This is a genomic window from Anaerolineales bacterium (assembly GCA_015075725.1).
Classification (GTDB): domain Bacteria; phylum Chloroflexota; class Anaerolineae; order Anaerolineales; family Villigracilaceae; genus Villigracilis.
Genome location: JABTTV010000001.1, coordinates 125,366 through 146,730, shown reverse-complemented (window position 1 = coordinate 146,730; position 21,365 = coordinate 125,366). Strand labels below are relative to the sequence as shown.

Here is a 21,365-nt window from a genome sequence, read left to right as displayed (position 1 = left end):
TAGGGCGCGATCATGGTTTACACAAATTGCGACAAATGTTTGTAACTATCGTTCAAAGCCTTTTCCCAGGAGGCGACGTGATGATACAGTTCGACGGACGCATACCCTGAAAAGCCATTGTCGGTCAGCGCCTTGAAACTTGCGGCGAAATCCATCGTCCCTTCGCCGGGAATCTCATGAAAGTGGACGATGCCTGTCAGGGTGTTCGCGACCATTTTATCCATCAAGAGTTTACCGTTCCTGTCTTTGGTGCTTCGTAGGTAAATGATGATCGGACGGGCGCGTTCCAGCACGTCGTAGGTCAAACCGGGGACGGAGATGAGATAAACGAAAATCTCGCTCTCGAATGGGGATTGACCCGCGTAAAGGTTTTTAAAGTCCACGAAGGCGGGGTCGGTGGTAATGTTTACCGAGCCAAGAATCGATTCGATGCGTTTCTTTTGTCTTGCATCTGGCAGTTCGTCGTGGAAGTAAATCGGGTGGTCGCAGTCTACCAAAAGGTAATCTGCCGATTCGGGGAAGTAGATCAGATACCTGGCGAAGTTCAAATCCATTTTGAGGCCGTCCGCCCATTTGACCAATTTCAAGTTGTAGCCTTCCTGTGAATCGGATACGTGCAGGAATTTGGCGCGTTTCGCGGCCCTGCCCAGGGCTTCGAGGTAATTCGTCTCGGAACAGTAATTGTGATTCAGGTCAAGGTGCAGTTGAAAGCGGTTGGAGCCGACTTCGTCCACCAAGCTCATGCCCTGTTCCAGCGTTTCGATGTACATGCCGGGTTCGGGTTCGATCAGAAGCGTGATGTCTTCGTCATCGCGCAATTCGTTCAAACATTGATGGACGCTGTCCACGAGCAATTCGCGCGGATCGACCGACGGATTACTGACGTGCTCATCGCGGATGAAGCCGCTTCCGAACGTGACGAGGGGCACATCCAACGCCCGGGCAACGTGGATCCCGCGCTTCACAAGGTCGATGCGGCGTTTCCTCCCGGCGAGGTCGGGACTCATGAGCGAAGGTTCATGCGGACGCTGTGGAGTGAAAAAATGCGATGCGGTCGAAACACAGGCGGCAGTCACTTCCAATGATTCCAGTTTCTTTTTGATCGCGGCAAGATATTCATTTGTGATATCGAAGGGGTTGAACTGGTCGCGGTGGAAGGAAAGTTCTACGCCGGGGTAGCCTGCCTTGTCCACTTCTTCGATGGATCGCAGGAAATCGAGGTTGGTCAAGCCAAATGTGCTGTAACTGAGTTTGATCATTCAAAACGCTCCAAACAGAAAACCTGTCCGGTTGGGGGCAGGCAGAGGTCTTTCGCCTCCGGCTGGCAATTCGCGATTTTACCATCGCTTGTGAAGTATTGGACTTTCCTATTTGCAAAGATTCATACACAACGCTCCTTCCATGGGGATCGGTGAAGACATTCGCCACAAAACGACATGGTGGAGTTCTTATCTGTTGGCGATGGCTGTCGCTTGGGTTAAGAAACGGAGTCCGAAGTCTCCAGACTTCGGACTCTCTGTTTGGAACTCCCGAGCTTGAAACTTCCGGGAATATTTTACTGCTTAAACTTCCAATTCTGCACGCCCCAGCTCATGCTGCCCCAGGTGTTGAGCGTATACCCTTCAAGGCTGTCGGCGATGCCGTAATTATCCTGAAAGAGATAGAGATAGACCTGCGGCAGGTCGTCGATCACCGCCTGACCGATTTCGCAGTACGCGGTTTTGCGGGTTTCGATGTCGAAGCTTGTACCGGCGGTTTCGAGCGCCGCATCCACATCCTCGTTCACCCAGCGGAAGTAGTTACCGCCGGTGGGGTTCTCTGCACCGGGGATGCGCGAGGAATGATAGGCGTCGAAGTTGTAACTCTGCGGCTCGGTGGTGAAGCCGCGGTCGAAGATCAGCATGTCGTAATCGCCGATCATGCGCGGAGAGTTATCTTCGAATGTGCCGAAGATGATCGAGAAATCATAGTTCTGGATGCGCGCCTCGATGCCGACGGCTTTCAGGTTCTCGACGATGAACTCCTCGGTAAGTTGCAGCGGGTCGAAGGCCGTATATCCTTGAAGTTCAAGAGAGAGGCGGGTTCCATCCTCTGCGTACATCGCGCCTTTTGCAACACGGATGCCGTCAGTGCCCATCTCCCATCCGGCCTCGTCCAGCAATTTGTTCGCGGCTTCCACATCGAAACCGTACTTACGCGGAAGATCGCACTTGTACCAGCCGTAAGCGAACGGGTTGGTCGAATCGCCGACGCTTCCCTGCAAGACATCCTGTTGCAGCGAGTCATAATTGATGGCATGAGCGATCGCCTGTCGCACGCGGATATCGCCCAGGATCGGGTGCGGCGCAGCGGCGGACGGATTGCCGTCGAAAGGCGCGCTCAAGTTGAAATCGATCGCCATATTCCAGATGCCGGGGATGAGATATTGCTGGGCGACTCCCTTCAATAATTCATCGTAATCGACTTTGAATTCGCCGGGCCACAAATGAACATGACCATCCCCATTCAACATCATCGCAGTTTGCGCAGCAGGTTCGGGTACGATCTCGAATACGATACTGTCGAGATAGGGTTTTCCCTCTTCGAAGTAATTCGGGTTGCGAGTCATCGTGATGCGTTTGCCTGATTCCCAATTGCTGACGATGAACGGTCCAGCCGTTACAGGCGCGCGGTTCCATTCCCAATTTGCCATTTCCTCCGGGGCGCCAGTGGCATGGCGCGGGAATAAACCGTAGGCAAATTGATCGAGATAACCGGGATAGGGTTCGGAGTAGGTGAGGATGGTTGTCAGATCGTCGGGTGTTTCGACGTTTGCGATCAAATCGAATCCGCTCGTGCCGACCAATGCGCCGGAGTTCGGGTTCGAAAGCACCTCGATTGTGAAGCGCACATCATCCGAAGTCAGCGGCTCGCCGTCGGACCATTTCAGGTCAGCCATCAGTTTCCATGTCACGGTGAGGTGGTCATCCGAGATCGTGGGCAATCCCTCCGCCAGCACCGGCACAAAATTTCCGGTCTCATCGATGGTGACCAGGCCCGTCATCGAAGTGGCGTCCGCCGCCTGCCGAACGATTGCCGCATCTGCAAGATAGAAATTCAATGTAGTCGGTTCTTCGGGCAGGATGAGGACGGCCGTCCCGCCTCCGCCTCCGCCGGATGCCGGTTCTTCACCCCCGCCTCCGCATCCGCTGAGGACGAGCCCCAAAATAACGAACAGTTTGAACAGTTTGAGTTTCATCTCTTCTCCTTTTTGTAGTGCGGGTTTGTAACCCGCCGGACTTTCCTGCATTGTAATCGTCAGGCTGAAAGCCCGACCCACTCACTCCGTATGAATCACATACGGATCGAACGCGTCGCGCAAACCATCTCCGATGTAGTTGATCGACATGACGGTGATGAAGATCATCAAGCCGGGATAGAATGCCAGCCAGGGCGCGCGGAAAACCTGGTTTTGCGCTGTCGACAGGATGCTTCCCCAGGTTGGCGTGGGCGGCTGGACGCCGAAGCCCAAATAACTCAAGCCCGATTCCGTGATGATCGCGGAAGCCATTTGCAAAGTCCCGCTCACGAGAATGGGTCCGATACAATTCGGCAGGATATGGCGCAGGATGATGCGGGCGCTGCTTCCACCCAGTGCGCGCGAAGCAGAGACGAATTCCTTTTCGCGCAGGACGAGAAAAAGTCCGCGCACGAGGCGGGCAGGCCACATCCATGATAGGGCGGCGATGATAATGATCACCACGAACACGCTGTTTTGCAAAATGTACAACTGTTGTTCGCGTAAAAACGCGCCGAGGAGGATCAGCACGAATATGGTGGGGAAGGTCAGAAAGGCGTCTGTGATGCGCATCAGCGCGGAATCGATCCAACCGCCGAAATATCCGCTCAATGCGCCCACGAGGACTCCCAGCGAAATGGATAAAAACGTTGATATCAAACCGACGGAAAGAGAGACTCGACCGCCATACAGGATTCTCGTGAAAACGTCGCGTCCGAGTTCATCCGTGCCGAACCAATGTTGGGGGCTGGATTTTTGAAACATCTGGGTCGGATTCTGATCGGTCGGCCTGTATGGAGTAAGGTCGGCAAGAACCGAGAACAGAACGAGCAGCGCGAGAACCGCTATCGCAACGCCAGCCAGTTTATGTTTGAAGAAACGGCGCGTGATCAGGGCTGCCATGCTTTGCTCGCGAATGGTGAGAGTGGATTCGATCTCACTCATATTTCACCTGCGGATTGAGCCATCCGTATGCGAGGTCTGCAATGATATTGCAGACGATGATCAGAATGGCGGTCAGCATGACAACGCCGAGCAGCACCGGGTAATCGCGTCCTTTCGCCGCATCCCAGAAGAGTCGTCCCATACCGGGCCAGGAAAAGATGGTTTCCACAAAAAGCGCGCCTGCGAACAAACTCGGCAGGTCGAGCGCGATCAATGTCACCAGGGGCAGGATCGCATTACGAAGCGCGTGTTTGTAATACACCCAGCGGTCCGCGAGCCCCTTCGCCCGCGCGGTGCGGATGTAATCCTCATGCAGTACATCCAGCATGCTTGACCGCAGAAAACGCGAATACCAGGCGATCCATCCCAGGCTCAATGCGGTGACCGGCAGGATGAGATGCCAGAGTGTATCCAACAAATCGCCTTCCCGCCCGCGCGAGTTCATCCCGCCGACGGGGAAAAGCGGATCGCCTGTAAACGGATTTTTTATCGTGACGTAAAAAATGACGATCAGTCCCAGCCCCAGCCAGTAGACCGGAATTGCCTGACCGACAAACGTGACGGTCGTCATCGTGTAATCGAAGGGCGAATACGGCTTGCGCGCGGAAAGAATACCGATGGGGATGGCGAACAGCAATGTTACAAGGAACGATGCGCCGACCAAAATCAATGTGTTCGGTACGCGTTCACTGATCATCTCCGAAACCGGACGGCGGAATTTGATCGACTCGCCGAGGTCTCCGTTCAACATTCCCCCAAGCCACCTGCCGTACTGGACGGGCAGGGGATCGTTCAACCCGAGCTGTTCCTCGATGGCTTCGAGCTGTTCCTTGGAAATATTCGGGTTGCGCCGCGCGGCGGTCAACGGACCGCCCGGCGCGGCGCGCACCATCAGGAACAACAAAATGCTGATGATGAAGAGGATGGGAATGGTTTGTAATAACCTGCGCAGGGCGTAGGTTCTCATTTACGCCTCGAATGCGATTTTGCCGTTCACCATGGTCATGGCCGGTTTTGCTTCCATGATGTTCTTCGGGTCTAGCGCGAACAGGTCGTGCGAGAACAACACGAGATCGGCAAGATAACCTTCCCTGAGCTGTCCCTTTTCGTTTTCCATGAATTCTGCATACGCCGCGTCGCGGGTGTAACCTATGATCAGTTCTTCGAGCGTCAGGTTTTGAGATGGATTGCTGTCATCCCATTTTTCGCGGTTCAACCCTACATGCAAGTTGATCATCGGATCGAACGGCGCAACAGGCCAATCGCTCCCAAAGGCGATCTGGTTGCCTGCATTTAGAATTTCGCGCCATGCGAACGACAAGTGCCAGCGTCCTGTCCCGACTCGTGTGGGCCACACATCCCCTTCCTTGAGGCTGAAGGGCGAATGACTGGTCTGCATCGACGGCAGGACCCCCAATTGCTTGAAACGGGGGATATCATCCGGATGAATCACTTCGATATGCTCGACGCGATGGCGGCTGTCGCGCTTCCCGTTGGACTTTTGAACCGCTTCGTACCCGTCGAGTGTTCGTCTCACCGCGCCGTCGCCGCAGCAGTGAACGAAGATCTGCAATCCCATTTTGTCGCACAGCGCCGCCATGCGGGTGAAATGCTCGAGCGAATAAATGCCTTCGGGCTTGGCGTCCGGATTATCGTCATACGGCTCGACGGTGAGAGCGGTGTACGATTCCCAGACACCATCCATGAAGAATTTTGCCGCGCCGCCGCGCACGAATTCGCCCTTGACCCTTGCCATTTCGGCGGCTTCCTTTAGCATATCTTCGGTCGTCTCCGGCTTGACGTGATAAGGTTCATAAACCCGCACCGTCATCTCGCCCGCATCTTCGACGGCGGCATAGGTCATCAGTTCTTCCATGTCGCCGTTCATGTTATGGACGCTGGTGACACCGCAGGCGTTCATGCGCGCCATCGTCATTTTTAGTAGTTCGCGTTTTCGGGCTTCGCCCGGCTCGGGAATCAGATCCGAAACCAGCCCCATCGCGGTTTCGCGCAGTTCGCCGGTGGCGATTCCATTCTCGTCGCGGACGATGACCCCGTTGCCTTCCGCTTCTTTCCCCGGCTGGAGGATGCCTGCCAGTTCCAAGGCTTTTGTATTCGCCCACGATGTGTGACCGTCGTAGGCGTTGATGTAGATGGGCTTATCCACGATGATGGAGTCCAATTCGTGGCGGTCATGGATGATGTCGTACTTTACACCGCGCCCATCCACCCAGTCAGCGGTCTTATTTTCCGATTCGAATGTCAGCAGGACTTTTCTTACATCATCCAGATTCTTTACATCGTACAGCTGCGCCCCGCCCATCGAAATGGACCCCCACAACAGATGAAAATGCGAGTCGATGAAACCGGGCGTGACGGTGCGCCCCTTTCCATCAATAACCCGCGTGTTTTTATCTTTAAAAACGTTTGCGCCTTCATTCATCCCCACAAAGACGATGCGATTACCCCTGACAGCCACTGCCTCGGCCTGCGGCATGTCCTTGTTGCTTGTAAATACCTTCGCGTTCTCGACGATGAAATCTGCCGGGGTAACCATGTCTCAGCTCCTTGTGATGTATGGCTTGATAATACATTATCTAAGACGTGCGGGCAAGAGAAACATCCTGTCTGGTATATAATTTCGCCCATGACCGAGAACCGGAAAGTGGTCGTTGCCATGTCTGGCGGCGTGGATTCGTCTGTCGCGGCGGCAATGTTGAAGGAACAGGGTTACGATGTGACCGGTATGATGCTGCGTTTGTGGAGCGAGCCTGGCAAAGAGGACTCGAACCGCTGTTGTACACCCGACTCGATGGCACAGGCGCGGCGCGTGGCCGGGATTTTGGACATTCCGTTTTATGTGGTGGATGCGAAGGATGTCTTCCGGGAAACGGTGGTGCAATATTTCCTGGATGGGTATGCGGAGGGCGGGACACCAAATCCGTGCCTGATCTGCAACCGCCAGATCCGCTGGACGTTTTTATTGAATCATGCTCTGGCGTTGGGGGCGGAGTTTATGGCGACGGGTCATTATGTTCGGATAAAGAAATATGAAAGAGGAAAGAGTGAATTATTTAGAGCGGTGGATCACTTGAAAGATCAGTCGTATGTGTTGCATGTGTTGGGACAGGAAAAGTTGAAGCATGCGCTCTTTCCAGTGGGGGATCATCCCAAATCCGAGATTCGGGCAATTGCCGAGCGATTTGGCTTGCCGACAGCTTCGCGTAAAGACTCGCAGGACTTGTGCTTTTTGGCTGGGGAGGATTACCGGAACTTTCTTCAGCGTAATGCGCCGGAGATGTTGAAGCCTGGGGCAATTGAAACGCTCGATGGAAACGTGATAGGCAGGCATAATGGGTTGGCGAATTACACCATCGGTCAGCGCAAGGGATTGGGAGTTGCTACGCCTGTACCGCTTTATGTGATTACAAAACACGCGTCACGCAACACGTTAATCGTTGGCACACAGGAGCAGATGGGTACGACAGAGTTGATCGCACATAATGTCAACTGGGTGAGCGGGGAGATTCCACCCGGGCCGTTTCGGGCGGAAGTGAAAACTCGCTACACGGCGAAGGAGGTTCCGGCGTGGGTAATGCCCATGGACGGTGACCAGACAAAGGTCACGTTCGATGCGCCTGTGCGGGATGCGACGAAGGGTCAGGCGGCGGTATTTTACGTGGAGGAGAAAATGCTCGGCGGTGGTATCATCCAATAAAGGATTCTGCGCGTAGCCAGAATAATGTGGTTGAATAATTTATCGTGAAAATGAAGTTGATGGTTACTTTGAATACAAGGAGAATTGTATGAACTATCGAATTGAGTCATTGATGTCGGCCCGGTTGTTCGTTGCGCCGCAATATGCCGACGACCGGGTGTATTTTTTGAGCAACCTCTCGGGGCATTTGAGTTTATACGCCATGTATCACAGCGGGAGCGTGCCGGAACCGCTGCTTCCACCCGATATTGCCCTTCAAAATCCGGAGTTGATCGGCGGGCATTCGTTCTATGGTTTTCCGGAATTCAATAAGATCCTGGTGATGATCGACCGCAACGGAGACGAAAACTACCAGCCGATGTTGATCGGCATGGACGGCGGTTTTCCCGAGCCAGCCTTCGATAATTATTTCGAGAAGTATCGCGTGCATTTGGGCGAGTGCGACAGGAAAAAGGGAATTGTGTATCTCGCGGCGGAACGGCGCGACAAGCCCTGGAACGAACTGTATCGCGGCGATTTGAAGACCAATAAACTGACCTTGGTCGCCGAGAACGAATTCGGTTTCGGCGTGGCGGACCACTCTTCGGATCATAACCGCCTGCTGCTTGGCACGGGCTATTCAGCGGGCGACGGTGTTTTGTGTTTGTGGAATAAGGGGCAAATGGGCGTGTTGTATGGCAAACTGATGGAGGACCGCAAGCCCGGCGAGGAGGTCCCATTGAACGGCTTGGGTGGCGCGGTCTTCTCGCCGAGCGGCAAAGGCACGATCGTTACATCTTCCGTATTCGATGATGCCTACAGCCTCAGTTTCATCGAATTTAAAAAACCCGGCGTAATGACGCCAGTCAAGTTGAAAGGCGTTGTGCATAAGGGCATCGGCGAAATGGAAAACATTACCCACGCCTTAGGCGACCGCTATATTATCACCTACAATATCGACGGCTGCTCGTGGGCGTACGAAGGCGTCTTCGATGAATCCAAATTGACAATGAACCTCAAGCATGTCCTGGTCGGGAGGGAACCTTTCGAGAGCGGCGTGCTCGAACATATCGACCACGACAAGGTGGAGGATATTTACACAGTCTCGTTTTCCACGGCGGTTTCTCCCACGCAGATCTACACCATCGAAGGCGCAAGGCGTAAGGACCTGTTCCGCCACACCAACGAGAAGATTTTGGGAATCCCCGAAGAATTGCTTTCGAAAGGAGAGGACGCTTCTTTCTCGACCCATGACGGATTGCGCGTCTCTGCGCGACTTTATCTTCCCGCGAAATCGCTCGGGTACAAAGGTCCGCGCCCGGTGGTGTATTACATCCACGGCGGTCCGCAAAGCCAGGAACGCCCGAACTTCGCATGGTTCTCGATGCCGCTGATCCAATTCCTCACCCTGCGCGGATTTGCGGTCTTCGTGCCGAACGTCCGCGGCTCGTCGGGTTACGGCCTCTCTTACATGAAACGCGTCGACCGCGACTGGGGCGGGCAGGACCGCCTTGATCATGTCCACGCAATGACGAAGGTTTTACCGGAGGATAAAAGACTCGACGTGAATCGCGCCGCAGTGGTCGGACGTTCCTACGGCGGTTACATGACGCTGATGCAGGCGGCTTTACACCCCGATTTGTGGAAAGCCTCCTGCGACATGTTCGGTCCGTACGACCTGGTCACTTTCTCCGAGCGCATCCCCGAAACATGGAAGCCGTATTTCAAACTTGCCATCGGCGACCCGGAGAAACCCGAAGAACGAAAAGACCTGCTGGAGCGCTCGCCGAAGACCCACCTGCACAATATGACTGCTCCGATGCTCGTCATTCAGGGACGCAACGATCCGCGTGTGGTGGCGGCAGAGTCGGAGGATTTGGTCCGCGAGTTGAAGTCAAGGGGCAAGCCAATCGAACTGCTCGTCTTCGAGAACGAAGGCCACGATGTATTGAAATACGAGAACCGTGTCGCCTGCTACAACGCCATCACCGATTTCTTCGCGAAACTTCTTAATCCATGACTCTCCCTGTGATAGTGCTCGGGTTGACGATGGCGTTTTTGCTCGGCTCCCTTTTTCATGCCTTGCGTGGAGGAGGGGGCTGGCGTTTCCTATTCTCGCTCTTCTTGAGCGTGCTGGGATTTGGCTTCGGACAATTTGCAGGCTGGTGGTTCGGCTTTGTGCTTTACGCCGTCGGCTCGCTGGATGTCGGCGCCGGAGCGATCGGCAGCATCGCCTTTCTCATCCTCGGCGACTGGTTGAGTCGCATCAAACCGCAGGAGAAAAGCGGGGTATAATCCCCGCCCGTTGTCAATCCGGCTTGAAAGCGAGCAAAACATAAATGGAATTCATCAACAACGTGATCGACCTTTTCCTTCATCTCGATGAATATCTTCAGGAGATCATCGTCAATTACGGCGCGTGGACGTACGGCATCCTGTTCGTTGTTATCTTTATAGAAACGGGTTTGGTGATCATGCCGTTCCTCCCCGGTGACTCCCTGCTCTTTGCCGCTGGGACGTTTGCGGCACTCGGCTCGTTCAATGTCTGGGGTTTGATAGGCCTGCTGATTGTTGCGGCCGTCCTCGGCGACGCGGTCAATTACTTCATCGGTCATTATCTAGGCGAGCGGGCTTACAACATCAAGTGGATCAAAAAGGAATATCTTGACAAGACCCATGCCTTCTTCGACAAACACGGCGGGAAAGCCATCTTCCTAGCCCGTTTCGTTCCCATCGTGCGCACCTTCGCTCCGTTTGTCGCGGGCATCGGGCGTATGTCCTATGCCTATTTCGCCACATATAACGTCGTTGGCGGTGTGACCTGGGTGGTCGTCTTTACCCTCCTTGGTTATTTCTTCGGCAATATCCCTTTCGTCAAAAAGAACTTTGAACTGGTCATCATCTTCATTATCTTGGTCTCCGTCCTGCCGATGGTCCTCGAATGGTCGAAGCACCGCAATGAGAAAAAAGCGGCATTATAAGAATTGAAGACCAGCAGGCAAAAGAGGTATTTATAACTTGGACCATATTGAACTGACGAACGCAGAAGAGGCTCTGCTCGAGCAAGAGACCCTGGCGGAAAAAATGGAACTGGTCATTCAAAAACTCCCACCCGATGAAGTGACCCTGGTGGAAATTATGGATATTGTCGGAACTGACAGCCTGATGTTGTTGACAATTTTCATGTCCCTGATTTTCCTTGTGCCGGTTTCGATACCGGGTGTCAGCACCGTCTTTGGCACCGGGATTTTACTGATCGGTATCACACATCTCTTTGCCCGTCATCTCTGGTTGCCGAAATTCATCGCTCACCGCAGGCTCTCTTCTTCCAAGCTGGCAGACGGGTTTCGCCGCGCCATTATCTGGCTGCATCGGGTGGAAAAACTCAGCAAGCCGCACCGTTTGAGCAGGCTTACAGCCGAAGGCAAAATGACCACCTTTAATAACCTGGCTTTCATCCTTGCCGCCCTTTTACTCATGGCGCCATTTGGTTTCATTCCATTCAGCAATACCCTGCCTGCTTTGGCGCTTATCTTTCTTTCGCTTGGCATGATGGAGCGCGACGGCGGCGCAGTCGTTTTGGGGCATTTCTCGAACATTGCCACCATCGCCTACTTCGGCTTTCTCATCGCGGGCGGCGGTTGGTCCATCAGTTATTTGCTTGGTTAAATGACGGCAGGTCAGGCAAACCCTGACCTGTTTTTCATGAAATACCTCGCCGTTCTTTTTACTCTTTTTATCATCGCTGTCGTCGTCCTCGCAGACCTTGATGCGTTTCCGCCCTGCGTCCGCAAGCTGTATGATTTTCCTAATGGAGACAAGGTCGGGCACCTCATCCTCTTTGGACTGCTCAACTTTTTCCTCACCTCAGCCTTTCTCTTTCGCTTCCCTCTTAGCCGGGGGCGGGTTGCCCTTTCCGTGAGTCTGATCCTCATCCTGGCCATCGCCGCTGAAGAATTCTCGCAGCAGTATTTTGCAGCACGGACGTTTGACCTGGTGGATCTATCAGCAAGTTATATTGGTGCGTTTGTTGGGGGTTGGATTGCATGGAGGTTTATAAAATAAAAATCTTCCCTCTTTCTTTTTGTGATGGAAGAAAGAGGGAAGACGAAAGAAGCGGGGATTTGTCAGTGGAAACTAACGGATGACCCCCAGCATTCTCGGATACCAATACCACAACACGTTCGCAGCGGGTTTGCTGTTTATGGATGTGGATTTATCCTGCAGGGCGACCGGCATGAAGTATCCCCTGCTGACGAACCCCGAAACCCAGGGACGCGCATTGACAGCGCTTAGCAAGGCTTCGTAAATATCCGCCTGCGCTTGCAGGCTCAAAGGCACCGATGGTATGTCCGCGTTCGGCCTCGACAACGCGTTGAAATCGAGGCATCCGCCTGCCCCGTTTGCGACACAGCCGCTTGCCGCGTCGCCTGCGGCCGGATACGATGCAGCAATGATGACCGGCTTGTTACCCAGCAGTGAGACCAGCGGGGCGATCTCGTTATCGAGCAGCCTCCCGGCTTCGTTGACATAATCGGTTTTCGTCGCAGTGGAACTGGTGGCAATGGGAACGGACCACAACAGATAGATACCATCCACGTCTCGCAGGAAATTCACAGGGGACATGATGGTGGATTTATCATACGGCAGCGCCCAAAGAACCTGTCCTTTGAAGTGATTGCGCACTTCTGCGATGATGCCGCGCCATTGCGCCTCTGCATCTGCCGGGACGTTTGAAGGAGTGCCATCGGGGAGAAGTCCACCCGGCAGGGACGGTGTTACCCATTCCCCGCCGAGGATGATGGACTGCGCGCCGGATTGGGCGGCAAGGTCTGCATAATTGACGAGAAAGGCGCGATATCTTGTGAACCAACTTTGCCACCAGGAGGCATCGCGGGGGGCGTTCCTCCAGAATTGCGTGCTTGCAGAGACGCTTGTATCCGTGGAGGGCGGGAAATGCGGCGTGGGGAAGAGAACGGGATTCAGACCATTATCCCTTGCCTGCGATACCATGATGGCGGTGTCGATCCAAAGGGGGTCCTGACCCGGCTGTGTTGCAAAACGCAATGGAGAAATGCTCGATACACTCCACGAAGGGGTGAGGACTGCGAGGTTTGCCCCGATGGCCTTGGTATTGGCGAAGGTCTGCCAGGCGTAATAACTGAAATTCGGACGGAATGTCGACTGATATTCGACGCCTGCAACGAAACCGACAGCGCGCGGCGTGATGGCGCTCCCGACCAGAGGCAGGGTTTCTGGATTCTCGAACCACTTCCAGGAATTCACGCTGTCAACAAGGTCCTGCCCAAGCAGGCTGGTTGTCGTCTGTCTTCCCGCCGGGGAAATGCCAACGGTCTGGTTGTCGTCCGCGCTGCCGCATTGGCCGTTGCGGCAATAGCGGTAGGAGAATGAGCCGTAGAAATTCAACGGGCTGTAAAGCTGATAAGCCCAGCGCGTGCTTCCGCTGACAATGCCGAGGGGCCACATTGGAATCGGCTCGGTCCAGCCGAATATGTTGAATTGTATATAAATGATATCCGCTGCCGGGGTGACAGCGGGAATGCTGACCTCGAATAGGATCGGGCCCGATTCCTTCGAAACCAGCCATGTCTGGACGTGGTCGTCGAGAGTGACATCCTCTGCGGGGACGATGAAATCGCGGAGCACCCATTTCCCCTGGGCGTCATGCTCCGCATTCCAATAACCATCGCCGAGCGTGTACTTGTACTGGATATGCGCGCCCACCGGCAGGCCGAGCGTGTAGGTGTAACGTCCATCGGATTGAAGCGCCATGATCGGCATGCGGTCGGTCACAACGTTCACGCCTCCCTGCAGGTCTGCGAAGGTATTCCCCAATTGAAGGATATTGCCGGCAATGCGGACCGGAACGCCGGGAACGGTATCCTCTGGAACGGAAACTCGAAAGGTCACGTTTACGAGACGTGTCGGTGTCATGTACAGATCCACGAGGGTGGCTTTGCCCTCTTCGACGCGCGCGCCCTGCTGGAACGGCAGGTAGAGCCCATCCATGCTGTAGGCAACAAGTTGATGCACCCCGATGGGAAGACCGGTCAATTCGAACCGCCCCTGCGAATCGGTGATGAATTGGATTCCCCCGGCTGTGACAAGGATATTGGGAATCGGCGACCTTGAGTCAGCGTTATAGATCTGCCCGAGGATCGAACTGGCAGGTCGTCCTGTGATCTTATCGGTCCAATCAGCGACAATATCCTGCACTTCGGTGGAGGTCGCCACATTATGCAAACGATAGCGGATGGCTCCACCGTATGTGGTGTCTTCCGCGATTTGTGTGCTGCCAATAACGCGCACGTAACGATATTTAATGACAGAATTGACCATCACAGGGATCGCCCCAGAATATGTGGTGGCATCGCGCGGACTTAATGTATATTGCGTCGGTTGGAGGGGTAATCCCGTGACCTCATCCAAAACGAGCACAGCGATTGTCTCCCCCGGCTGGAGCGCCTCGGGGATGGTCACGACAAAAGTAACTTGAGCCGCAGGGTAGGGCGTATTGGTTGCAATGATCCGCTCGGGTGTGGCTGTGGCAGGATTGCCGGGAGGATTGAACAGGGAGATTGTGCAAGCCTGCCCGGCAATGACGAGAATCAATGCCGCATATAACCAGCGTCGCGCCGGAATGGATGAATTAACCATATTCTTCTCCTCTATGGACTTGCGCTTCGTTCGTGCCCTAGCCTGCGCCTGTCCCTTCAACAGGGTCCTGAGCCTCGGCCTGGTTCTTCCTCCGCCCTGCGTAGGCGATATAACTCAAGCCGATGCTGATGAAGTATAACAAAATCATGGGAATCATCACCAGACCCATATTGACCGGATCGACGGTGGGCGTGATCGCCGCTGCAAGCACGGCGATGATGACCACTGCCAACCGCCACTGCTCGGCAAGGAATTTTGGTCTGACGAAGCCGATGGACGTCAGCACATAGACCACGAGAGGGAATTCGAAGAAAAGCCCGATCCAGAGCATCAGCCCCGTGACGAAGGCAAAGTATTCCCGCGCCGCCCAGAACTCGGCGATGGTTGTGAATCCCCCAAGGAAGGGCAGTGCCGCAGGGAGCAGGACGTAGAACGTAAAAGCCATCCCTGCCAGAAAAAGCATGTAAGCGAGGGGAATGCCCGCCAGCCCCATCTTCTTTTCTCGGGACCATAAGCCCGGCGCGACAAAGAGCCAGAGTTCGAAGGATATGTAAGGGAAGGCTGCCGCAATTCCCACCATCATTGCCACGCGCATGAAAACGCCAATCTCTTCCGTTACCTGGATGGCTTGTAGCTTTTCGAGTCCGCCGATGGGGATCGCCAGAAATTCCATGACGGGCACCGCCGCCCAAAATGCAGCGATGACCGTGACCGTCAGGACACCGACCGAACGCAGGAGATGTTTGCGGAACACATCGATGTGGTCGAGCAGGCTGTTGCGCGAATCGGATTGACTTGCAACCCTGGCAAATATCTCACCGATGGGAGTATCGACAGGGTCGGAATTGAGGAAGTCGATGAATCGCCGCGCCGCCCGGAACGGAGACGCAATGATATTGAAGACCAGGCGGAAGGGGAAGGCGATCGCTCGCCAGACTCCCGTAAAAAACTTACGCATCGTTCTTTGTTTCGCCTTCTGATTCCCTGCCCGGTTTCAAGTTTTCACTTTCCGTTTGCTTGTTGCCGATCATTTGATTGGAGCGGTCGTCAAAGTCTGGAGCGACGAATTTGGAATAATGATTGTGCTGCTTCAGTTCCCTTCGAATTTCTTCGTCCGTCTTCTGCATTTCCAAATTGGCTTCTTTCATCAGATTGCCAGGTAGATTCCTGATCTCGTTCGTGGTGCTTCGCATCACGCGCCAGATATCGGATTTTATGAATTTGTTCAACCAACGCCCGACCGTTTTACCCGCCTTCTGCATGTCCTTCGGACCGAGGATGAGCAGGGCAATGATAAAAATAAAGACAAGTTCGGGCATGCCGATGCCGAGGATTTCCATTTATTGCGATTCCAATTTTGTTTCCTGGGGAAGTTCCCTGTTCAAGATCTGCCGGATTTCCTGCTCATGATCCACGAGCGTTCCAAGCACTCCGTTGACGAACCGCGCGGTTGAATCCGAGCCGAAGAGTTTTGCAAGTTCCACTGCCTCGTTGATGGCAACCTTGACCGGCGTTTCACCCGAGACGGCGAATTCCCAGCATGCCATGCGCAGGATGTTTCTATCGATGGCGGCGACCTGATCCATGGGCCATTCCGGCGCGTATTTTGCGATCACCTTGTCGAGCGGCTCTCGCAGGGGCATGACCCCGAAGACGATACCCCTGGCAAACTCGGCGAGTTCCGGCGGCAGTGTGGTTTCTTCAAGACGCGTCCTTAATACTTCTCCGGGTTGATGTGTGGAAAGATCGATCTCGTATAACACCTGCAAGGCAAGCGAGCGCGCCCGGGTTCGAGGTTTCATGCAATCATGCCTCGTCCCCTTCGAAATCGATATCTTCGACATGGACGTTCACTTCCCCGGCTTCCATGCCGACCATCTCCTGAATCGACCGCGCCACGTTCTGTTGGACGTTTCGCCCCACCTCGCGGATGTTGACGCCATCCTTGAGAATCAGAAACAGGTCCACATAAACGACATTATCCTTCGCTTCGATCCGGACCCCGTCGCTTTGCCCCCGGCGAAAGAGCCGGTTTACGCCTCCGCTGACGGGTGCCAGGCGGCTGACGCCGGTCACCTCCAACGCGGCAAGACTGGCAATGGTCGTCAGAACTTCCGGCGAGACCGTTGTTTTTCCTTGCATATCTTCAGTCATTCTTGCTCCTGTTTTTTATATCGGCGACCATAGGCGTTCGGGAACGCTGGTTGGACGGATCCGGTTTACATCATTGCCATGCCGCCGTCCACGCCGAGGACTTGACCGGTGATGAATGCGGCTCCATCCGATGCAAGGAAGGACGCGGCGTATGCGACTTCATCGACGGTGCCTTTGCGGGCGAGCGGCACGAGTTTCAGCGCGGCTTCGAGCGTCTCAGGCGACATCGCGTCGAGGATTTCCGTGTCGATGAATCCCGGCGCAATGGCATTGACGGTAATATTGCGCGCTGCAATTTCACGCGCCAGGGCTTTGGTGAATGCGATCTGCCCGCCTTTCGATGCGGAGTAATTCGTCTGCCCGGGGTTGCCCATCTGTCCGGCGACCGAAGCCATGTTGATGATCCTTCCCACCCGTTTTCGCATCATGTGTTTGACGGCGGCTTTCGAACAGTTGAATGTGCTCTTCAGGTTTGTGCTGATCACCGCATCCCAATCGGTTTCGGGCATCATCATGATGAGTTGATCGCGGGTGATTCCCGCATTATTAACGAGGATGCTCAGATCGCCGAAGGTTTCGATGGCAAATTTGATCAATGCCTCGGCTTGTTTGAAATCGGAGACATCTGCCTGGAAGGCGGTAGCTTTCCCGCCCTTCTCTTGAATTTTTTTAACCACTTCCTCTGCGGCTTCGGGCGACTTGTTGTAATTGACCACCACCGACGCGCCGCGCTCTGCGAATTCGAGCGCAATGGCGCGGCCGATTCCCCGCGACCCGCCTGTGACGACGGCGACCTTGTTTTCCAGTGAAAGGTTGAATGCCATTAAGATTCTCCTGCTATAAAATTATACTTCATATAGAAAGTGACGGTCGCCTCCAGGGTGACCGTCACTTTTACCGGGTTTTCAATCCAACCGCCAGCGCTGCTCCGCCTCCGAGCGCGATGACCGCCATGCAAATGACCGCGTCCTGCCAGAAGCGGATGGGGAAGAGCCGGATGAGCGTGTCGGAATAATAGAAGAGCCATGAGTCGCCTTTGAAGAAAAGGGAATGGAACCAGGCGAAGAATGCCCAGAATATATCCGGGTTGAGCAGGATGCCCGCCGCGGCGATGAGCGCCAATATAGCAGCAAACCCGATCATCCAAAGTCCGCCGCGGCGGAGGGCGTTGAAATATTCGGGAAGGGCGTTGATTCTCCAAAAGAGAAATATGAAAATTAGGAGAATTCCAAGCGAGACGTACCAGGTTTTCAATGCACCTTGCACAACGCTTTTGACATCCTCCATGTGGCTGAGCTCGCGGTAATCGTAGATGGGCATTCCGTCGTCGAATTTCAATTCAGCCAGATAGGAGATGTCCGCGTCGTTGACGAGATATTCCACCGAAGGCTTCGCCCATTTCAGGCGGTCTTCTTTTGTAAAGCCATATTCATCTTTCGGGAAGTACGGCATATTGTATTCGACGGTGTAATACAAAGGGGTGAGCATGACCCGCAGGGCGAACCCAATGAGCGCGAAAGGTACAGCGAGAGAAACGAGATAGGAGAGGGATTTCACTGCAGGAATTCCAACCCGCCCTGCAAAACGAACTTTACGACCATATCGTTGACGATCCACTCGATGGGGGCGAGATCGTCTGTAAAGACAGTCGTCCTTTCGTAGCCGGGTTTCAGGTGGGTATACGTGGAGGACATGGTCGCGACGAGCAAAGGATTCAGGCTGGCATCCTGGGCAAGGTGTTGAAGGTTGGCGAGAAAAGCGTCGGGAGTTGTCGGTTGTTTGGTCGCGAAGAGCATCGTGTTCAAGGTGCCGGGGATGTCCATGATGTGAATGGAGGGGAAGACCTGCGACATGGTCGTGGCGAGTCCGTCGATGAGGCGGCGATCTCCCGGCGTGGAACCGACATTGAGGGTCAGGACTCCGTCATCGGTCAGGCGGGAGGCGCAGATGGTGAAAAATTCCAGTGTCGTCATGTGGGGCGGGATGTACGGCGGGCGGTACGCGTCCACGCCGATGATATCGTACTTTTCGGGGGACCTCTCGAGGTTCAACCTTCCGTCGCCGATGAAGACATTCAAGTTCGGGGAACCCATGTCGAAATATTCATAACCAACTTCCACGATCCTTGGGTCGAGTTCATAGCCATCGATCTGCAGATCCTCGCCGTAAACGATCGTCGCCTGGCGGGCTGCCGTCCCTGCGGCAAGCCCGATGATCGCCATTTTGTGAACGTCGCCGGGTGAACGGTTTTCGTAGAAATACGGTCCGACCAAAAATTGCTCCCAGGGTCCGTTGTAGTAAAGAACATCGGGGTGATAGATGGAGTGAACCCCCTGCCCGTCGTTGAGCCGCAGGAGGGTGTACCCGTTCTGCTCCTGCACCTGGATGTAGTTGTATTCAGACTCGGTCTCGTAGACCTGACCGGTGTTGTTCTTAAGCGATTGGTTCGCGAAGATGACCGCGATGATCGCAAGTAAAACGGGCATCCACATCAGTTTGAACATTTCCTTTCTGCCCGCAAATATTCCCAAGCCCGCCAAAGCAACGAACAGCAGGAAGCAACCAAAGAATAAAAATGTTTTTGTCGTGCCGATGGTGGGAATGAAAACAAGCGTGGGAAGAAACGTCCCGATGAAAGAACCGAGAGTGGAGATCGCATAAATCTGCCCGGAGATCTGCCCGGCTTTGCTCGTATCGTCCACCGAGAGGCGGATGGCGTAGGGCGAGATCATCCCGAGCAGGGTGATGGGAACGATGAAGAGAATCAATACGACGATGAACGACCCTGCAAGGATGCCGACGCTCAAGGCTTCGAACGCATCCGCCGCGGACCGGAGGACGGGCACAGCGGCATAGGGGACCAATCCCACTGTGAATGCCGCCCATGCAAGAATGCGATACATTGCGAGCGGAGTCGGGTCTTTGTCCGCCCATTTTCCGCCGAGGAAGTACCCCAGCGTGAGATAGATGAGAATCAAGCCGATGATGCTCGCCCAGACGAGATTGCTCGTGCCGAAGACGTTGCCGATGAGGCGCCCCGCCGCGAGTTCGACCCCAAGCGTGGTCATGCCGGAGATGAAGACAGTGAAGAGTAGATAACGTTTCATGGCGGGGGATTATATCCTTTGTGCCGGGCATCATCTGTCTTCCGGACCTCCGGCTGTTTTTTCTTTTGACGTTTGGAAACCTGCCGTTGGATGACCTTCTGCCCATACGCGAGTTTTTGAAATCGTTTTCCGATGGGACTGATTTCAAGAGGTTCGAAGGATGGAGGCGGCGGGGTGTGGGGAAGCCGGGCTGTGGTAAGCGCGCTCTGCCCCTTGAATATAGGGAGGAGGGGATAAAGCGGATTTTTCATTTTTCTTTCGCGCTCGAGGCGGGTATATTCCTCACGCGCCAATTGCATAAAAAGAAGAGCCATGCAATTGGCATTGGTGAGAGGGATATCGGGGGCAAGCGAGATGGACTGGGAAGGTGTGGTGGTGAAGTCGCCCTGCTCGTAACAGGCGTAAAGATCGACACCCTGCTCGATGCGGAGATGGTTGTAGAGGGCGAGGAGGATGGTGTAAAGACGGCCGCTCAAGAAGAGGCGGCGATAGTATTTGCGGCAGAGGCGCATAGGGGGGAATTCATCGGGAAGGGCGTCCCAGCCGTGGCCTGTGGCAAGCTTCCAAAGAATGGCATCGAGCATGGCACGCGGGGAGAGCCGGTTCTTTGGGCGTCCGCGCTTTCGCGTTTGGAGGGAAGCGGATCGGGACGCCTGCAAGGCAGGGAAGCGGGAGGCGATGCGGTCATGTTCCAGCAGGACCGTGAAATCATTGAAATCGCTGCCGGGCTGGTAGCGGGAGAAGCCCCAACGGTTGGCGGCTATGATGAGGGGCGGCTGGCCTTGCAACCAGTCCAGAGGGGGATCGGGCGGGATGAGGGGGGCAAGGAGCGCCCACTGGTCGTCGGTGAGGTTGGTGGCATAGGATGGATGACCGGGCGGGAGGGGGTCGAAAGCGGCTGATGCGGGGGAATTTCGTGCACTCTTTTTCGAAACGGGAAAAAACGAATCGGCGTCGCGTTCGATGCCATTCGCCCTGAAGGTGGATTCGATATATGCCCACGCATGAACTGCGATGGACTGCATACCCCTGCGCAAAAGGATGAGGGGGGTATTCATGAAGGATCGGGTCGATAACACCTTTATCAACTTGATATCCAATCGGATCGATGTGAGGGAGGATTCCTTCCCGAGCTGTTCAAGAAGGGGGGCAGCGGTCTGGCGCGATTGATCCAAGGTGATTCGACCTGCGTAAATGTCCGATTGCAGATTTTCGATCTGATTGCGAACCAAAGCAAGGGGACCCGGATGATGCCCGGAATAAGCGCCTGTTTTGCGCGCGTTTTGATTACCGGGCTGACCGCCGCGTTTACGCGAGGCGGCGAGAGAGGGACGGGATACCGTGCGGGGGCGAGGAGAGGGAAGCGCCATGGGCTGAATTTTGTGTTTATAGCACAAAAGTTCGGAATAAGAAAGAAGGTAGTGATAAATGATGCCGCCCCTGTGTTTTGCAGGGGCGGCCTATATTACGAGCTGATGCGTGGGCGGGTGAGCGAGACACCTACGAT

General features: G+C 54.6%; 20 protein-coding genes. 6 read left to right on the top strand and 14 right to left on the bottom strand.

Going from position 1 to position 21,365, the window contains the following annotated elements:
- Positions 1-17: 17 nt before the first annotated feature.
- From HS100_00680 to HS100_00660, 5 genes are all read right to left on the bottom strand, one after another.
- Positions 18-1,259, bottom strand: a complete 1,242-nt coding sequence (locus tag HS100_00680; GenBank protein ID MBE7432406.1) for a sugar phosphate isomerase/epimerase — start codon at positions 1,257-1,259, stop codon at positions 18-20.
- A 296-nt stretch (positions 1,260-1,555) separates the two neighbouring features.
- The gene (locus HS100_00675) at positions 1,556-3,238 is read right to left on the bottom strand and encodes a peptide ABC transporter substrate-binding protein (GenBank protein ID MBE7432405.1); all 1,683 of its coding nucleotides are present in this window, start codon (positions 3,236-3,238) and stop codon (positions 1,556-1,558) included.
- A gap of 81 nt (positions 3,239-3,319) precedes the next feature.
- Positions 3,320-4,222 carry an ABC transporter permease gene (locus HS100_00670; GenBank protein ID MBE7432404.1) on the bottom strand — a complete coding sequence of 301 codons (903 nt, stop codon included), beginning with the start codon at positions 4,220-4,222 and terminating at the stop codon, positions 3,320-3,322.
- A complete protein-coding gene (locus HS100_00665; protein ID MBE7432403.1) occupies positions 4,215-5,189 on the bottom strand; it encodes an ABC transporter permease in 975 nt (324 codons plus the stop codon). The genes HS100_00670 and HS100_00665 overlap by 8 nt, the downstream gene beginning before the upstream one ends.
- Complete coding sequence (locus HS100_00660) at positions 5,190-6,779, bottom strand: amidohydrolase (GenBank protein ID MBE7432402.1); 1,590 nt, start codon at positions 6,777-6,779, stop codon at positions 5,190-5,192.
- 90 nt (positions 6,780-6,869) lie between these two features.
- Between HS100_00660 and mnmA the strand changes: the two genes are divergently transcribed.
- From mnmA to vanZ, 6 genes are all read left to right on the top strand, one after another.
- On the top strand, positions 6,870-7,940 hold the full coding sequence (gene mnmA, locus HS100_00655) for a tRNA 2-thiouridine(34) synthase MnmA (GenBank protein ID MBE7432401.1): 1,071 nt from the start codon (positions 6,870-6,872) through the stop codon (positions 7,938-7,940).
- Between the two features lie 88 nt (positions 7,941-8,028).
- Positions 8,029-9,939: a S9 family peptidase gene (locus tag HS100_00650; GenBank protein MBE7432400.1), complete on the top strand. Its 1,911-nt coding sequence runs from the start codon at positions 8,029-8,031 to the stop codon at positions 9,937-9,939.
- Entirely contained in the window at positions 9,936-10,214 is a 279-nt protein-coding gene (locus HS100_00645) for a hypothetical protein (protein MBE7432399.1), read from the top strand. The genes HS100_00650 and HS100_00645 overlap by 4 nt, the downstream gene beginning before the upstream one ends.
- A 44-nt stretch (positions 10,215-10,258) precedes the next feature.
- On the top strand, positions 10,259-10,900 hold the full coding sequence (locus tag HS100_00640) for a DedA family protein (GenBank protein ID MBE7432398.1): 642 nt from the start codon (positions 10,259-10,261) through the stop codon (positions 10,898-10,900).
- Between the two features lie 103 nt (positions 10,901-11,003).
- Complete coding sequence (locus HS100_00635) at positions 11,004-11,588, top strand: exopolysaccharide biosynthesis protein (protein MBE7432397.1); 585 nt, start codon at positions 11,004-11,006, stop codon at positions 11,586-11,588.
- The gene (gene vanZ / locus HS100_00630; protein ID MBE7432396.1) at positions 11,589-11,984 is read left to right on the top strand and encodes a VanZ family protein; all 396 of its coding nucleotides are present in this window, start codon (positions 11,589-11,591) and stop codon (positions 11,982-11,984) included. It begins immediately after the preceding gene.
- 72 nt (positions 11,985-12,056) lie between these two features.
- Here the strand turns inward: vanZ and HS100_00625 are convergent, their stop codons facing one another.
- The 9 genes from HS100_00625 to HS100_00585 all read right to left on the bottom strand — a co-directional run bounded on the left by HS100_00625 (position 12,057) and on the right by HS100_00585 (position 21,228).
- Positions 12,057-14,597 carry a hypothetical protein gene (locus tag HS100_00625; protein ID MBE7432395.1) on the bottom strand — a complete coding sequence of 847 codons (2,541 nt, stop codon included), beginning with the start codon at positions 14,595-14,597 and terminating at the stop codon, positions 12,057-12,059.
- Positions 14,598-14,634: 37 nt separating this feature from the next.
- Positions 14,635-15,555, bottom strand: coding sequence for a twin-arginine translocase subunit TatC (tatC, locus tag HS100_00620; protein MBE7432394.1), 921 nt, complete (start codon positions 15,553-15,555; stop codon positions 14,635-14,637).
- Positions 15,548-15,937 carry a twin-arginine translocase TatA/TatE family subunit gene (locus HS100_00615; protein MBE7432393.1) on the bottom strand — a complete coding sequence of 130 codons (390 nt, stop codon included), beginning with the start codon at positions 15,935-15,937 and terminating at the stop codon, positions 15,548-15,550. Before HS100_00615 ends, tatC begins: the two co-directional genes overlap by 8 nt.
- A complete protein-coding gene (gene nusB / locus HS100_00610) occupies positions 15,938-16,399 on the bottom strand; it encodes a transcription antitermination factor NusB (GenBank protein MBE7432392.1) in 462 nt (153 codons plus the stop codon).
- 4 nt (positions 16,400-16,403) lie between these two features.
- Positions 16,404-16,751 (bottom strand): Asp23/Gls24 family envelope stress response protein, encoded by a 348-nt coding sequence (locus HS100_00605; GenBank protein MBE7432391.1) that lies wholly within the window; start codon positions 16,749-16,751, stop codon positions 16,404-16,406.
- Positions 16,752-16,816: 65 nt separating this feature from the next.
- The gene (fabG, locus tag HS100_00600) at positions 16,817-17,575 is read right to left on the bottom strand and encodes a 3-oxoacyl-[acyl-carrier-protein] reductase (protein ID MBE7432390.1); all 759 of its coding nucleotides are present in this window, start codon (positions 17,573-17,575) and stop codon (positions 16,817-16,819) included.
- A 70-nt stretch (positions 17,576-17,645) separates the two neighbouring features.
- Complete coding sequence (locus HS100_00595; GenBank protein ID MBE7432389.1) at positions 17,646-18,308, bottom strand: TIGR01906 family membrane protein; 663 nt, start codon at positions 18,306-18,308, stop codon at positions 17,646-17,648.
- Positions 18,305-19,858, bottom strand: coding sequence for a fused MFS/spermidine synthase (locus HS100_00590; GenBank protein ID MBE7432388.1), 1,554 nt, complete (start codon positions 19,856-19,858; stop codon positions 18,305-18,307). The genes HS100_00595 and HS100_00590 overlap by 4 nt, the downstream gene beginning before the upstream one ends.
- Positions 19,855-21,228 (bottom strand): transposase, encoded by a 1,374-nt coding sequence (locus HS100_00585; protein ID MBE7432387.1) that lies wholly within the window; start codon positions 21,226-21,228, stop codon positions 19,855-19,857. Before HS100_00585 ends, HS100_00590 begins: the two co-directional genes overlap by 4 nt.
- Positions 21,229-21,365 lie beyond the last annotated feature (137 nt).